Here is a 12,767-nt window from a genome sequence, read left to right as displayed (position 1 = left end):
AAACTGATTTTTCATACCCCCGACAAGTACAAGGAAATCAAGAAAATTACCCCCCCTGTTTGTGGTTTCGGCAGGTTCCGCCCTGAAGCTCAACAAGGTAGCCGCCGAAGCTCTGGGCGCGAAGGAGGGGCATCGGGTAATTCTAGTCCAAGATGCCGACCGCCCCAACGACTGGTACCTGCAATTCTCGCCTGTCGGTTTTCTGCTGGCCGAAAACAAGAAACATGGCGGTTGTCAATTCTTGTGCAAGGGGCTGGCGCAAACGCTCCGGGATCAGTTCCCGAAACTCACGCCACCGATCCGGATTCCGGTGGCTACTCAACCCACTGAACTGGACAAGAGCCAGGAATACTTTGCTCTGCTCACTAAAGCCATATCAACTAAATAACTCCATGAAAACAGCAACCCCCAAAGTGTCCCGAAAGCTGACGCAAAACATCGTCAGTTACCTATCCATCAAAGCGCAGATTAACCGGTTGACCGAGCAAGCCCAGTCGCTTAAAACGGCCATTGATGCCGAATGCGATGTGCTTGCCCAGGCTAACCAGTTCGACAACGGTCAGTTGTTGGTCCCAACTGCCGGGCTGGTCAAGGTGGTTATGAACCCGCCCAAACTCATCTACGCGGCCAATAATAAGCCGTTGCTGCCGGTCGAGCGCGCGGGGCTGGCAAAGGTGTTAGGCGATGAGTTTTCAGTGACTGATGTCAACCTGACCAAGATCAAGAACCACGTCGAGCGGCTGGATGCCCTGGTGTTGGCTGCTCTGGCTGGTCAGGGTGTCAAGTGCGTGCAGGAGGGCCGGTTCGATGTGAAGCCGCTGACGGATTAAGTACCTGGCGGGTTGGCGTATGGACGCATCGATCTGGGCGCCCACATCGGTACCAGACGGGTAAGACGCACCCCTGACCGAGACGAAGCGCATAAGTAAGACGCGGATAAGCTCAGGGAATGCCACACTGCCAGTCTCAACCGGTTCGAATCCGGTCCCGCTACAATGGCAATGGTGCCAGAATTAAACCACTTTCCACATGGCAAAGGTAAACAGTGAGCAGCCTGTTCAGGCAACAAGTGAACCGATCCTGACGGCCCGGTTTCAGGTATCGCACATTTCCAACTATCCGGGCGGTCAACTCGTGCGGCTTAATGCTTACGATGATCTGGATAACGTAAACAAGGCGTTTGCAACCGGTTCTCCAGTCGGACACCTTGAACTCGACATAACGAACGAGGAAGCGTTCGGAAAATTCGAGTCAGGAAAATCCTACACGCTGACGTTCACGCCAGATGAACTGAAGGTAACACCCTTAACGTAACCGGAGCCGGGAAACCGGCTCCCCAAAACGATGGCTAACTACCTACTACGAGACGTGAAGTATCATAAAGTCATGGTTCCGATCTGGCTGAAAATGGTACGACACGACGGCATCCCAGTGATGACCGATGAACCGGCCAAAGCGCAACGGTTTGCGACGGCGGACGATGCGGAAGCCTTCCGGCAAAAACACTTATCCGGCCACTGGTTCAGAAGCGATGTTGCGAACGGCTAACCAGAACAGCGTTTTTCACCGTCTGATTCAACTCCGTGGGATCGACCGGGAGGAAAAGCAGGAACTTGTCAAAGAGTTCACCAACGGGCGCGAAACGTCCAGCGCGCGCATGAGCAGTGACGAAATGGATGCGCTCATCAAGCACCTGGAGGGCGAAAATCAGACCAGTATCAAGCGGATGCGGTCCAAGATCATCAACATAGCGAAGGATATTTTCGCCGTGTCGGACATGGATCAGCGCCATTGGGATGCCCTGAACAAGTTTCTGGTTGGCAAGTACAAGGCTCAACTTCACAAGCTGAATAATGAGCAGCTACGAAACGCCGTCACCTCCCTGGAGAAGTGGCGGGAAAGTGAAACCAAAAAGATGGTCAATGACCTGTTAAACAACTTCTAAATCACACTGCTATGTACACACTTTTAGGATTCATTATTGGTCTGGCTGGCGTATGGGTCGGCTATTACCAGGGTTACAAAGACGGCGTTGAACAACGCAATTGGCTGATTGGCCGCAAGCCCGAAAAACCGTTTAAACTGCCTTTAAACTATGAAGATTGAACTGCAAAATGTAGTCAGTGTCCTGACGGAAAAGGGCATGGAGAATGTCGAGCCGGTCGAGTCGGCTGGTATGGAGTACGTCGCCTTTCAGTACCAGGGGGATGATTATTGTGTGACCCACGGCCCTGCCGGGTTGATGCTGCACCATTATCACCTGCCATTTGAAGCGAAAAAGGCGTATGAACTTGTCAGTTCGCCGGAAAAACTGGTAGCCATTCTCACCGTCTAATCACTGTACTTGGTACCAACTATGCCGCTCAAACTCTCGAAAACGGAAGCGTTGATTCTTGCCAGGGCACTGGAAAGGGTGAAGTATGACTACTGCAATCTTGCTGGCGGTGGCAAAGTAGCCCAGCTTCAGTTCATGCGGAAAATTAACGACCTGCAAGAGCGGCTCGAAAAGCACTCCGACGACCAGCGTATGAATGGTCGTCGGATGCTTTGGGGTTTCGGGGATCGGCTCCGGTGGTGGGTGTTCGGTACGCCCAGGGAGGACAAGTTGCCGAAAGACCCGGAGCCGGAAAAGGGTGTTACTGTTCAATCTAACCTGTTTGAATGACTATGAACTGGATCAAATTTACGGATCGGCTCCCGCCTGAAGGGAAGTTGGTCTACATTCGGAACAGCGATGGCGAAATATCGGCTCATACTCGATACGGCGACGGCTTAAACACCTTGCTTTCGCCGGAAAATGACGTACAAGTTGAATGGCTCGATAGTAGCGAGCCGGAAAGTCTAGTTCCGCTCCGTATTTGTTTAAACTAACTGTACTCATGAAATCTCACGCGATAATCAGCGACTGCCAGAAGTACCGCTATTCACTTTCCCGGATATGGAATGGAGATAGGCCGCTTCTGATGTTCATAATGCTGAATCCGTCCACGGCTGATGCAAACGTCGATGACCCGACAATCCGGCGATGTATCAACTTTGCGGCTCGTTTAGGCTATGGCGGAATATACGTCTGCAACCTGTTTGCCTTCCGAGCCACCGATCCGGCCCAAATGATCAAATCGGATGACCCTATAGGCCCAATGAACGATTGGCACATTCAGGAAACCCGGAAACTTTGCAAGGATGTGGTATTTGCCTGGGGTGTTAATGGAACATTGTTCGCGCGTGATTGGGATGTAATTAAGAAGATACAACCGGCCTACTGCTTTGGAAAAACGAAAGGCGGCAACCCGAAACATCCGCTGTACTTACCGTCCAATAGTCAACTTATCCGTTTTTAACAACCGTCCGTTTAATGAAACTGAAGCTTAAAATAACCGCCCCGGAATGTACTGTGCTGGCAAACGCCCTGCACGTCTCCATCATGGCGCGGTCGAACGATCCGGAGCACCGGTTCGAGATCGGCGAGTACTGCATTTCGTCGGTTCTTTACGACCTGTACAACAAGGTATCCAAAAAGAACAACGATCTGCTATACTTTGGCCGTCCCGCCAACCGACAAACGACGCTCACCATGACGCGCTCGGAAGCCCTGGCATTCTATTACCTGTTTGTTGTGGTTCCCGAAAATCAACATGCAGTTGTCCTCTATGCTTCCCAAAGCTATGAGTATGCCGTGCTGGATAACATCATCATGCAGATTCACCAGGCGTATTTAGTGTAATCTGTAATCTATGGCCGAAATTTCCGTATCACTCACCGTATCAATGGAGGAAAAGACCAATCGTCAATCGCGCAAGGAAGCCCGTAACAAGGCCATTCGTGACGAGTTTACAAACTTGTACGACAAAAAAAGCTTACGGCTGGAGGTGGTCATTACGCGCCTGTCTGAGCGGTTTTTCCTGTCGGAAGGGACGATTCTTGCCATTGTGTTCGAGTGGGGTCACTACAAAAAAAACGACGAGTCCCAACATGGAACAACTCTATAACCTCGTTTCGTCTCCCTACGGGCGCATGATCGTCTGGTGTGTCCTGGTCTTGCTGCTGGCGGTGGGCGGTGGGGTCATGATCGGCTACATCCTGGGGGATCGTGAGCGCCGTCAGCGAAACGCTTTTCAGCACCGCCCCGATGAATACCATTCCAAAATCTAGCCCATTTATGACCCACCGTTATTCCATTACATCCAGTCGCTTTGAAGGGGAACTTTTGTTTGACTTTAACGACGGGGTTATCGCCGCCTTCTTCAATAATGCAACGCTAAACGACGATCAATTGAAGTTCCTGGTGACCCATTTCCCCATGACCGTCTCGACACTGGAGTACATCGCCGGGACAACCACCACCATGAAAATACAGCTGGTCACCCAGGAGGTGACGTTCGACCAGTTTTGGGATGCCTATGGCCTGAAGGTGAATCGAAAAGAAGCCGAGAAAGCCTGGGAAAAACTGACGCTGGAGCAACGTCACCGGGCGTTCGAGTCGATTCCTTCCTATAACTATTTCCTGATGACCCGAACTAATCAAAACCGCATGTATCCGGACACCTGGCTTCGGGGCAAGTTTGAGAACGATTACAAGCAGATGGCAAAGAGTAAGTAGGGTACCTGGTTTATACATCAAAAAGCCGCCTGGAGATTCCGGGCGGCTTTTTCGTTTAAATCCTGTTTAAACGCTCCTTACGGCGTCTGTTTTTGGGGGTCTTTCGCCCCGAGTAGCCCGATCCCGGCCCCTACCAATAGCGTTGCCAGTGTGGTTTTTAGGGCCGTTTCGACATCTTCCTGGAGGGCAATAAAGATACCGACACCCAGCAGCAACAAGCCCAGGAGGGTGGTTTTCGTCTCCCGGTAGGCATTACGAAAGAATCTTTTCATGGGAAAAAATTTTAGGGAGCTTGGAAAAATGCGACCACTGTTGATGGATCGCCATAGCATGCCGCCGTAAGGTGATCTTCACCCGTAAACGTTTGTGTGACAACGGTTCCTCCCGCATTCTGATAAGCGGTCGCGAAGTTGGTCATCTGCGAAATCGGGATGGTCGCATCCGCGCTACCGTGGTGCATCCGAATTCCCTTCAGGTTGAGAAGTCGTGAAACGGCTAATACCGGGTCACGATCCGCGAAGTTGCTGGCAGCACCCGTATTTGAGATAGCCACAATATCATTTACGACATAGGCCGTTGCGTTCGCATAGCTGCCGGTTCTCCAGGTGTACGATCCGCCGTAAAAGTTGATTGGTGGAGCCGTCTTAGGCCGGTTAATCTGCACCCAATAAGCGGACGTATCAAACTTCGCGCTTGAGTTAATCGTACCTGTTGTTGCAGACACAGTGATTGATGTTGCGCCTGCCGCTGCCGCTGCCGTGACGGTGATAGAGGTAACTCCTGATACCGTTCCTGAGAGGAAATTTAGAACCGTGCCAGCCGGTATAGCAGCCGAAAGGGCGGTAACCGGTAATGTGGTCACTCCGGCGGCCTGGTTAGACGTTACGTTCACGACCGTGCCGGGGGTTATTCCGGTAGCCGCCTGAATGTTAACCCAAAAATCCGAATACCCAGCTTTGATTAGGTTCGCAAACGTGGTTGAAAGTCCATAACTAGCTGTCAGATCAACCGCACCCGACACCGTGAAAATTTTATTTGAGTGACCGGGATAGGTGATTTCGTAATCCAGTGCATTCAGACCTCCCATGCTGACGCCGAAGTGATTTAGTTTCCGGGTTCTTGGCATAAGAGCACGCACCCGATCTACCATTGCCTTCCGGTACACCAGACCAGCCGGTGCGCCCCAATTAGACGCGGTAACACCCGCAAAATCCGTAAACGTCTGCGTTCCCGACAATCCACAAACCACGAACCCGGCTTCCCAAAGAGCATGAATCATCGAATGCGACGACGGCTGATTTCCCATATCACCCGGATTCCCGTTAGGGTGATGATATTGGATAATATCGACCGCGCTTCGGCCATAATTGCTCGGAATAAGTATCCAGGGCGTGATGGAACCGGTTGAAACCTCATTAAGTACCTTCGTTTGCACGACAGCGGGTACGCTAAATCCGGCATCAATAGGGCCGTCCCAATTCCCTTGCTGAATATACACACCTAATACCTTGTTCTGCGTGGAAGCGTTTTGGATGTAAATACGGCTTAACTGGCTAGTCGCTTGCGTTGCCCCCCATACTTCAACACCGCTCGCACTAGCAGTAATTAATGACGGTTGCGTTATCATTACCTTACGTAATGCAGATTGAAAGCCACCGCCCCCCAAACCGCTATAACTTGGCAAAATTAAACAGGTTGTAACACGCTCACCATCACCAACTATATTCAGCCAAACCTTTGTGCCTGCCGGTATTGTTTCGGCCCCTCCTACGCCGTTGTGCGTTGTTGAGTTCCCTACATCGACACCAATGCCACTGTTTGCAGGATAAGACATACGAACGCCAACGGCGGTATTATTAGTATCGTTTGTCAGTTGGACACGCATTGTACGAGTGTCATTACCGATTTCGCAGAGTACACTTGCCCGGAACGGTTTGGTGACATCAATAGCCTGTCCAAGTGAGATATACCCGGTTCCGTTTACGTTGTCGGCCGAAGCAACTATCCCCCCTGACGCGTGAACCGAAAGCCCTGACGGTGATGCCAGCGCTAAGGATTTGAAAAGCGGAATGGAAACGCCGTTTCGGGTAGCTTTTTGCGCAAACTGAAATTCTTCGTCCGCTTGCTCGTAAGCTTGGGAAAAACGAAGCGGAGACATGTATTTTGAGTTTTCTGTCCCGGCCAGAGCTTCAGTCTGTGAGGCAACAGTAGGAGCGCCCGCAGCAACCAAGCCGCTTACCGTCGAGGAAAGCGAGTCAAGGGCGTCTTTCAGCACCTTTCCTTGGCGAGCATCCAGTACCTTCCCGGCTGATGTTTCGGTTAATGCGTTCAACACATCAGAGGTATTTACCTTCCCATTCAAGGTCGTCAATACATTGACGCCTTCCGGGTAGGTAGCCATTACCGCCAGAATCTCCGTAACGGTATTGACAACCGAATCTCCGTCAGGAGCGGTGCCCCCTACAATCGCTTGGAGTCCCTGGATCAGCGTGTACAGTTTTGCCAGGGTGTCTCCCGGTGTAGCCACCCCGCCTTTCACGCCATCGATGGCGGTTGTGATGTTTTGACTAATGCCGCTTGCGGTCGGCAAGGCAGTCAGTTTGTCCTTTTCTGCCTGAGTGAAGGTTACCCCGCCCGGACTGCCAGGGTTCTGTTGCAGGTTGGCAATATCTTCTTCAGCGTTGGTGATCCGCTCCAAAATGGGCGTTAAAGCCTCCGGTTTTACTACGGTTATTTGTGACATGGCTTTGGGTTAAAATGTTAATGTTACGGTGTTGTCGTTGTTTTCAACGACCTGTACCCCTGACGATAAGCCCAGGGTGACGGTGGTGGAGGTTTCGGAGACGATCACTAAATCGCCACCACCAGGACCGCCTATGCCGGGTAGAGGAACCCACTGGGCATCGGTTTGGCCGACATACCGCCATTGCAGTACGCCCCCATTGGAGCGAAATTCGGGTGGCCTGCCGTCGCGTCCGGGTCTGGGTGTTATTTCAAGACTCATACAGTTACAGTGGGTTTTACGATGAAAAAGCCTTTAAGGGTGGTATCCAGACGCCCTAGCTGGTTTTCAACCAGTTCGTAGCGGTGAAACCCGGTAGGAAGCGTAATCTGTGCGCCGATCCGGAACAGCTTCAGTCGGTCCATGTCGGTATCTTTAAATAGTTCGATGCTACCGTCTGCGCTGGCGAACTCCAGGAGTAGCGCGTCCGCATCGTCCCGCACCTGGAGCCGGAAGGTGGACAGCGATAAGTCCTTTTCCGGGAAACCGATTTCCAGGTCGAAATCACGACCGCGAAGGCAGGTGAGATTCACTTCGATGTCTTCGCCGGTTTGAACAAGTTGGGTGGTCGTCATTTGCGCGTTACGGTAAAATGGAAGTTCTTAAGCAGGAGCCAGCCACCAATAGCCAGTACATTCAATAGTGCCAGGCTGATGGCTCCGATCCGCCAAACCTTCGCCTGGCTCCGGTATTTGGGGTCAACTCCCCAGGTGACTTTCTTGGTCACTACCCTGGCCTTGCCGGTGATGGTCTTGATGATCGAGTCGCAATTCGCCTGAACAATGGTGTTGGTGTGATCCCGGATGATCCGGACGGTTGCCCGGCCCTGGCGAACCTCCCGGATCACACGGGTGGTATCGGTTTTCAGGACCAGCATGGCGCTATCTTTCGGGATGTTCACCGTTACCGGGATTTGCACCAAAGTGGTGTCATTGCCCATGTGGCCGAACTTGCGGAATGCCTTGTTGAAGGTGGTGCAGCCGGTCACGGCCAGCACGAGTAGGATTAAAATCGGTTTCATATAGGTACGGTTACGGTTGCGGTGATTTGGGGAGCCGGTAGCGGTGCGGTCGGAATGCACGGGTCGAACGTGTATCGAAATTCATAGGTCTGCTCGATGACAAAAAAGGTGCTGACCCAATAGGGCCGGGCGTTGCCGGTTCGCCGGATGATGCCCGGCGTCTTAATCAGGGTGCCATGAAGCTTATCAGCCATTTCCTGCGCTTTCGCGTTCTCGCTCACGGTCGGGTCGAGTGCGTAGGTTTGGGCCGGTAGCATTGTCACCAGCTTCACCGTCAGGGGACCGAATCCAAGCTGGTGGCTTTTGCCCAGTTCCTCCCATTCGATAGCGGATGGATCGACCAGGACGCCCGGCGTCACGATGCTGTTAAACCGTTCCGGTTCGTCTAGCTGCCCCTTCTCCCAATCAAGCCAGTTGGCCCATTTGCAGCCGGATCGAATAGCGTCGATCACCTTTAAATACGTCTCAACCATTGTTTAAACGGGTTTTAAGCCGGGAAAATCTTCTTTAATTCGCGCTCGATTTTGGCAATAATCTTCTGGTCGAGTGCCTTACTTGGTCCCATGAACTGACGCTTTGGGGTGCCGTTGGTGCCTTCGTTGTGCCGCTTTGCATAGGGCACGTCCGAACCGAATACCACCTGGCCGGGCTGGATGTCGGCATCGATGCTGTCGCCCAGGTTGCCCGTGTCCGTCAGGATTGGGGGTAATGAGCCGTTTTTTCGACGCTTGCGGTCCTTCGCCTTTTCGGAGATGTCCGGCCATTTCTCCAGCGTCACATCCGTAAACCCTTCGTTGTGGAATGACTGCTTAAAGTGTTTCTTGCCTTCCACCTGCACGATCCGGGGCACATCATTCTGAATGAATGCCTGTGCTTGTTTTGCCGCTTGCTTAAAATCCTCGGGACTCATAATTATTTCGCCGAAAAAAATGTTATACTTGTGCCCAACTCTCTCAAACTCATGGCAACGAAAAACCCCTATGCGGCCAAAAACGGCGGACCTAAACCGGGTCAGGGCTTTGCGTTTTTTGCCTGGGAAGCCGAGCAGGCCGAAAAGCGCCGGGAAAAACTCACTCCGGAGCAGCGCCAGCAGGAAGAGGACAACCGCCGGGCGGTGCAACGCCGGTGGGATGCTGAAGCTTCATTGTGATTCCTCCAGGTAAATAATTGTCTTTCCGTCCTTTTCTTCGATGCCCGTCACTTTGAAGGCCGTTCCGGCATCAAACAGTATCTCCTGCTCATCCTTGAACCGGCTCAACTTTTCAATCTGACGCCCGTTTTTGCTGGTGATCACCATTTTGACGTTGCCGTGGAACTCCCCGCCCGGCTTCCGGGTGGTCGAGGTGTAGGCCAGGTGCTTGACCGGCTCCCCTTTTTGATACGCCTTTTTATACTCGCCAACCAGATCAGCCGGTAACTCGCCCCCGCGATACACGACGCCCTTAAACCGCTTCATATCCCGAAGTGCCGCCGATAATACCCTCTTGAAAGCCGACAGGAATTTGTCGTTGTCCTTCATGCCCGACCGGAGCCAGCGGTTTAGCTCCCAGTATTCGGAACTGGTGTAATGGTTGATCGAAGCCAGTTCCTCATGATCGACCTTTTTGAAGGTGGAGCGCATGGGCTTCGTGTTCTCCATCGACTGCCGGAACTCATCGTTGGCGTTCAGCGTGTCGTAATCAAGCTGTTTCGCCAGGCGTTCGGCTTCGGCCTTCAACTCCTTTTTCGTTTTGGCGTCGATGCCCTCCTTGTAAGGGCTGGTATCGATATTGAACAGTTCGCCCGTGATGGCCGGGTTGTTATCCAGGCCGGGCGCGGGCGCGGGGCCGTCGTCCGGTACCGGCGTAACGTCTTCATCCGTTGGCTCAACCCCGCACAGACAGTTGTAAGCCGATGGCGGCAAGTGCTTCACCCAAAAGTCGTCATCGATGGGCCGCACAACGCCGTAATACGGTTTGTGTTCTTCCCTGGGCGTGGCGGCTCGTGAGGGCAAATACTTCAGGTTCGGGTACAGGTCCGAATTGGCTTGCCACTCGGACCACTGGCTGACAACCCTTGCGCTCCGGATGGCAGTGTTGTACTCGGTTTTCAGCCACCGGCTGTTGTAATTCTCGATCACACCCTGGGCGGCCTGCTCAAACTCTTTCCAGGGGCGTTTCGTCTTGCCGTCGCTGCTCACCAACAGGGCCGCTAAATCCTTCTGTTGCTGGTAGGTCTTCTGGCCGGCGAACCAGGCTCCGGATTGCTTGAGTTGTTCGATGAACGCCTGGTTGGGTTTGCCGTAGCGCAACTTTCCGAAACCGACATCCACCGCACTACTTAGGGCCAGGTACGTGATCGAAAACAGGTTTGTTTCGATCAGACCGTCGAAGCCATCGAACACGTTTTTTAGTGCCTTTTTGGTCAGGGCGTTGATGTTGATGAAGCTGGGCAGTTGCTCCAACTCGTCCCCGCCATCGGTAAGGCGTATGTGGATCGGATCACCGTGCGACGGCCCGGCACACGAGCAATCAGTATACAGGTTCCGGACGCTGGCCCCGACAGCGGATAGTTTTATGGGGCTTCGTCGAAAAAACCCTGCTCCCGCAACACCTGAGCGTATTCCACGAACCGTGCAAATTCATCCGCTGCTGATTGCTTCACCTTTTTAGGTGGTTGCTTACCGGGCTTCGCGGGTTGAGCCGGGGGCTGGTTAGCCTGCCGTTCGGCTTGTTCCTGGCGAACCTTTAACGCTTCTTCGTCAATCGGCACGTTGTATTCCTCGGCGAAGTAATCCAGCTTGATCGGAGCGACGTTCTTATGGATTTGGATGTCCATCGACAACCGGTCTTTCTTGCTAAGCTGTTCTTCTTCATCCACGAAGCTGAATAGTTCCCCTTCGGCAATGCTGTATCCCTGGGCGATCAGGGCCGGTTTGATCCGGCTGTTCAGGATACGCAAGGCAAAACGCCGGTCGGACTGGGCAATTTTTCCCGCCGTTCGTTCGTGAACCTCCGACTGGCTCAAGCTGCTACCGTCTTCCGTGGTCATGGTCTGGCCGACGATCAGCTTTGAAATGGCTTTGTCCATCCGCTCCGCAAACCGTTCGTAGGTGTCGGCGGCTGCGGTCTGGTAGGTGGTCGGAAATTCGACTTTCGCGCCATCCGGCAAGATCATATACGCCATTGTGCCCATTTCGGCCATGCCCTTCTCCAGCAGCGGCTTTTGGGTGGGGTCCATTGGGTTGTAATAGGCGATCCGGAGCGGCTGGCCGAACACCTCATTAAACGTTGCCCAGTCGCTCACGTCCCCCCGCTTCAGCAGCACCAACGGAGCCGCCCGGAGCAGCAAGCCCAGGTCACCACCCCGACCCGCTGGCGTGTACAGAATGTCGTAGGGCGGTTGGGTGTAGTCGATCCCTTCCGTGTCGCCGGGGTTGGCGACGACAATCCCGAAGGTGGGTTTTACGTGCGCGCGCGGCACCAGCTTGATTTGCGGCTGCTCGTTGATAATTGTCGCAAAATCATTCTGAATTAAGCTGAACCCAAAAAACCGGCTATCCACGATATGCTCCAGCAGTTGTTCAAACGCTTCCGTGTCGATCAGCCGGGTGATGGCTTTATTCTCCTTGCCGTCCTGCCCAAACGTTAGCGTCGTGTTGGTCAGGTTCATCCGGCGTTGATCCATCACACTGGTCAGGTGTTCGTCCAGAATGATGTCTTCATACAGATTGTACAGTTGTTGCCGGTTAGGGTTAAGGATCGACTCCGCCGACAGCAAGGCCGTCTTCCAGGTGTCGAGTGTCTTTCGGCTCCGGTCAACCGTCCGTATCTGGATGGAGTTATCGACAATCTGAACGTTTGCGTTTTTTCTGTTCTGCTTCGCCATTTCAGGGGTGGGTAATGTGATTTCCGGATTTGCTCCTATCGCTTCTTGTCGGGCTTTTAAGTGACACTTAAAAGCCGGTTAATTCAACGTCGGGCGTCGGGGATTGTAGCCAAAGGCAATTTGGCCGGGTGCGGGGCCGTCTTCCGGTACCGGAGCCAGCGGCACGCCGGGTAAGATCATTTTCCCGGCTGCGATCCATTCGAGCATCCGGATGGCCTGGTCGTAGCGGTTTTTCCGTTTATCCGGAACGGTTTCGAGCGGGGTGTACAGGTGGTACACGGATAGGTCTTTGGCGATGCTCAACAGCAGCTTGTGCCGGTTGTCGCCGGTCTTGGCGAGTTCCGGATCAATGTCGTACCGGGCACCCAAATATGTTTGGATTTCTCCTTCCGCCCGGACCAGGTGAGCGTAAAGGGCGGTGTCGCTGTAGCGGGTGATCAGTTCCCGAAGTTCGGGATACAGGTCACTGGAAAGGTCGGCTTTCGTGAGAAACATAA

Annotated in this window: 24 protein-coding genes; 14 read left to right on the top strand and 10 right to left on the bottom strand. The window is 53.1% G+C overall.

The genetic code is table 11. From position 1 onward, the window contains the following. Positions 1-61 precede the first annotated feature (61 nt). From ACO2Q8_RS07930 to ACO2Q8_RS07870, 13 genes are all read left to right on the top strand, one after another. Positions 62-388: a hypothetical protein gene (locus ACO2Q8_RS07930; protein ID WP_423344252.1), complete on the top strand. Its 327-nt coding sequence runs from the start codon at positions 62-64 to the stop codon at positions 386-388. A gap of 4 nt (positions 389-392) precedes the next feature. Then, positions 393-830 (top strand): hypothetical protein, encoded by a 438-nt coding sequence (locus ACO2Q8_RS07925; RefSeq protein ID WP_423344251.1) that lies wholly within the window; start codon positions 393-395, stop codon positions 828-830. Positions 831-1,029: 199 nt separating this feature from the next. Beyond that, positions 1,030-1,314 carry a hypothetical protein gene (locus tag ACO2Q8_RS07920; RefSeq protein ID WP_423344250.1) on the top strand — a complete coding sequence of 95 codons (285 nt, stop codon included), beginning with the start codon at positions 1,030-1,032 and terminating at the stop codon, positions 1,312-1,314. Positions 1,315-1,344: 30 nt separating this feature from the next. Beyond that, on the top strand, positions 1,345-1,548 hold the full coding sequence (locus tag ACO2Q8_RS07915) for a hypothetical protein (protein ID WP_423344249.1): 204 nt from the start codon (positions 1,345-1,347) through the stop codon (positions 1,546-1,548). Continuing rightward, on the top strand, positions 1,532-1,945 hold the full coding sequence (locus ACO2Q8_RS07910; protein WP_423344248.1) for a hypothetical protein: 414 nt from the start codon (positions 1,532-1,534) through the stop codon (positions 1,943-1,945). Before ACO2Q8_RS07915 ends, ACO2Q8_RS07910 begins: the two co-directional genes overlap by 17 nt. A gap of 11 nt (positions 1,946-1,956) precedes the next feature. Further along, positions 1,957-2,106, top strand: coding sequence for a hypothetical protein (locus tag ACO2Q8_RS07905; RefSeq protein ID WP_423344247.1), 150 nt, complete (start codon positions 1,957-1,959; stop codon positions 2,104-2,106). After that, the gene (locus ACO2Q8_RS07900) at positions 2,096-2,335 is read left to right on the top strand and encodes a hypothetical protein (RefSeq protein ID WP_423344246.1); all 240 of its coding nucleotides are present in this window, start codon (positions 2,096-2,098) and stop codon (positions 2,333-2,335) included. The genes ACO2Q8_RS07905 and ACO2Q8_RS07900 overlap by 11 nt, the downstream gene beginning before the upstream one ends. 21 nt (positions 2,336-2,356) lie before the next feature. Beyond that, on the top strand, positions 2,357-2,665 hold the full coding sequence (locus ACO2Q8_RS07895) for a hypothetical protein (protein ID WP_423344245.1): 309 nt from the start codon (positions 2,357-2,359) through the stop codon (positions 2,663-2,665). A 214-nt stretch (positions 2,666-2,879) separates the two neighbouring features. Further along, positions 2,880-3,341 (top strand): DUF1643 domain-containing protein, encoded by a 462-nt coding sequence (locus ACO2Q8_RS07890; protein ID WP_423344244.1) that lies wholly within the window; start codon positions 2,880-2,882, stop codon positions 3,339-3,341. 14 nt (positions 3,342-3,355) lie between these two features. Next, positions 3,356-3,724: a hypothetical protein gene (locus tag ACO2Q8_RS07885; protein WP_423344243.1), complete on the top strand. Its 369-nt coding sequence runs from the start codon at positions 3,356-3,358 to the stop codon at positions 3,722-3,724. A 10-nt stretch (positions 3,725-3,734) separates the two neighbouring features. After that, positions 3,735-3,989: a hypothetical protein gene (locus ACO2Q8_RS07880; RefSeq protein WP_423344242.1), complete on the top strand. Its 255-nt coding sequence runs from the start codon at positions 3,735-3,737 to the stop codon at positions 3,987-3,989. After that, positions 3,973-4,152 (top strand): hypothetical protein, encoded by a 180-nt coding sequence (locus ACO2Q8_RS07875; protein ID WP_423344241.1) that lies wholly within the window; start codon positions 3,973-3,975, stop codon positions 4,150-4,152. Before ACO2Q8_RS07880 ends, ACO2Q8_RS07875 begins: the two co-directional genes overlap by 17 nt. Positions 4,153-4,300: 148 nt before the next feature. Then, on the top strand, positions 4,301-4,600 hold the full coding sequence (locus ACO2Q8_RS07870) for a hypothetical protein (RefSeq protein WP_423344240.1): 300 nt from the start codon (positions 4,301-4,303) through the stop codon (positions 4,598-4,600). A 77-nt stretch (positions 4,601-4,677) separates the two neighbouring features. Here ACO2Q8_RS07870 and ACO2Q8_RS07865 read toward each other — a convergent pair whose 3' ends face one another. Genes ACO2Q8_RS07865 through ACO2Q8_RS07835 form a run of 7 tightly spaced genes read right to left on the bottom strand, consistent with a single transcriptional unit; the run spans position 4,678 to position 9,313 of the window. Next, positions 4,678-4,872: a hypothetical protein gene (locus ACO2Q8_RS07865; RefSeq protein ID WP_423344239.1), complete on the bottom strand. Its 195-nt coding sequence runs from the start codon at positions 4,870-4,872 to the stop codon at positions 4,678-4,680. A gap of 11 nt (positions 4,873-4,883) precedes the next feature. After that, positions 4,884-7,343: a hypothetical protein gene (locus tag ACO2Q8_RS07860; RefSeq protein WP_423344238.1), complete on the bottom strand. Its 2,460-nt coding sequence runs from the start codon at positions 7,341-7,343 to the stop codon at positions 4,884-4,886. 9 nt (positions 7,344-7,352) lie between these two features. After that, positions 7,353-7,604 (bottom strand): hypothetical protein, encoded by a 252-nt coding sequence (locus tag ACO2Q8_RS07855; RefSeq protein WP_423344237.1) that lies wholly within the window; start codon positions 7,602-7,604, stop codon positions 7,353-7,355. Next, positions 7,601-7,957 (bottom strand): hypothetical protein, encoded by a 357-nt coding sequence (locus tag ACO2Q8_RS07850; RefSeq protein WP_423344236.1) that lies wholly within the window; start codon positions 7,955-7,957, stop codon positions 7,601-7,603. The genes ACO2Q8_RS07855 and ACO2Q8_RS07850 overlap by 4 nt, the downstream gene beginning before the upstream one ends. Next, positions 7,954-8,403, bottom strand: a complete 450-nt coding sequence (locus tag ACO2Q8_RS07845; RefSeq protein WP_423344235.1) for a hypothetical protein — start codon at positions 8,401-8,403, stop codon at positions 7,954-7,956. The genes ACO2Q8_RS07850 and ACO2Q8_RS07845 overlap by 4 nt, the downstream gene beginning before the upstream one ends. Beyond that, entirely contained in the window at positions 8,400-8,876 is a 477-nt protein-coding gene (locus ACO2Q8_RS07840; RefSeq protein WP_423344234.1) for a hypothetical protein, read from the bottom strand. Before ACO2Q8_RS07840 ends, ACO2Q8_RS07845 begins: the two co-directional genes overlap by 4 nt. Before the next feature lie 14 nt (positions 8,877-8,890). After that, positions 8,891-9,313 (bottom strand): phage virion morphogenesis protein, encoded by a 423-nt coding sequence (locus ACO2Q8_RS07835; RefSeq protein ID WP_423344233.1) that lies wholly within the window; start codon positions 9,311-9,313, stop codon positions 8,891-8,893. Positions 9,314-9,364: 51 nt separating this feature from the next. Here ACO2Q8_RS07835 and ACO2Q8_RS07830 point away from each other — a divergent pair, with 51 nt between their 5' ends. Then, positions 9,365-9,553, top strand: coding sequence for a hypothetical protein (locus ACO2Q8_RS07830; protein WP_423344232.1), 189 nt, complete (start codon positions 9,365-9,367; stop codon positions 9,551-9,553). Here the strand turns inward: ACO2Q8_RS07830 and ACO2Q8_RS07825 are convergent. The 3 genes from ACO2Q8_RS07825 to ACO2Q8_RS07815 form a co-directional block, all read right to left on the bottom strand. After that, entirely contained in the window at positions 9,545-10,846 is a 1,302-nt protein-coding gene (locus ACO2Q8_RS07825; protein ID WP_423344231.1) for an ADP-ribosyltransferase, read from the bottom strand. The two genes, ACO2Q8_RS07830 and ACO2Q8_RS07825, sit on opposite strands and share 9 nt — an antisense overlap. 110 nt (positions 10,847-10,956) lie before the next feature. Next, on the bottom strand, positions 10,957-12,270 hold the full coding sequence (locus ACO2Q8_RS07820; RefSeq protein ID WP_423344230.1) for a phage portal protein family protein: 1,314 nt from the start codon (positions 12,268-12,270) through the stop codon (positions 10,957-10,959). Between the two features lie 78 nt (positions 12,271-12,348). Then, on the bottom strand, positions 12,349-12,765 hold the full coding sequence (locus ACO2Q8_RS07815; RefSeq protein ID WP_423344229.1) for a phage protein Gp36 family protein: 417 nt from the start codon (positions 12,763-12,765) through the stop codon (positions 12,349-12,351). Between the last annotated feature and the right edge of the window lie 2 nt (positions 12,766-12,767).

Source organism: Larkinella sp. VNQ87, from assembly GCF_049445795.1.
GTDB lineage: Bacteria > Bacteroidota > Bacteroidia > Cytophagales > Spirosomataceae > Larkinella.
The sequence above is the reverse complement of the archived record's forward strand: the minus strand, read 5'-3'. Positions and strand labels throughout refer to the sequence as shown.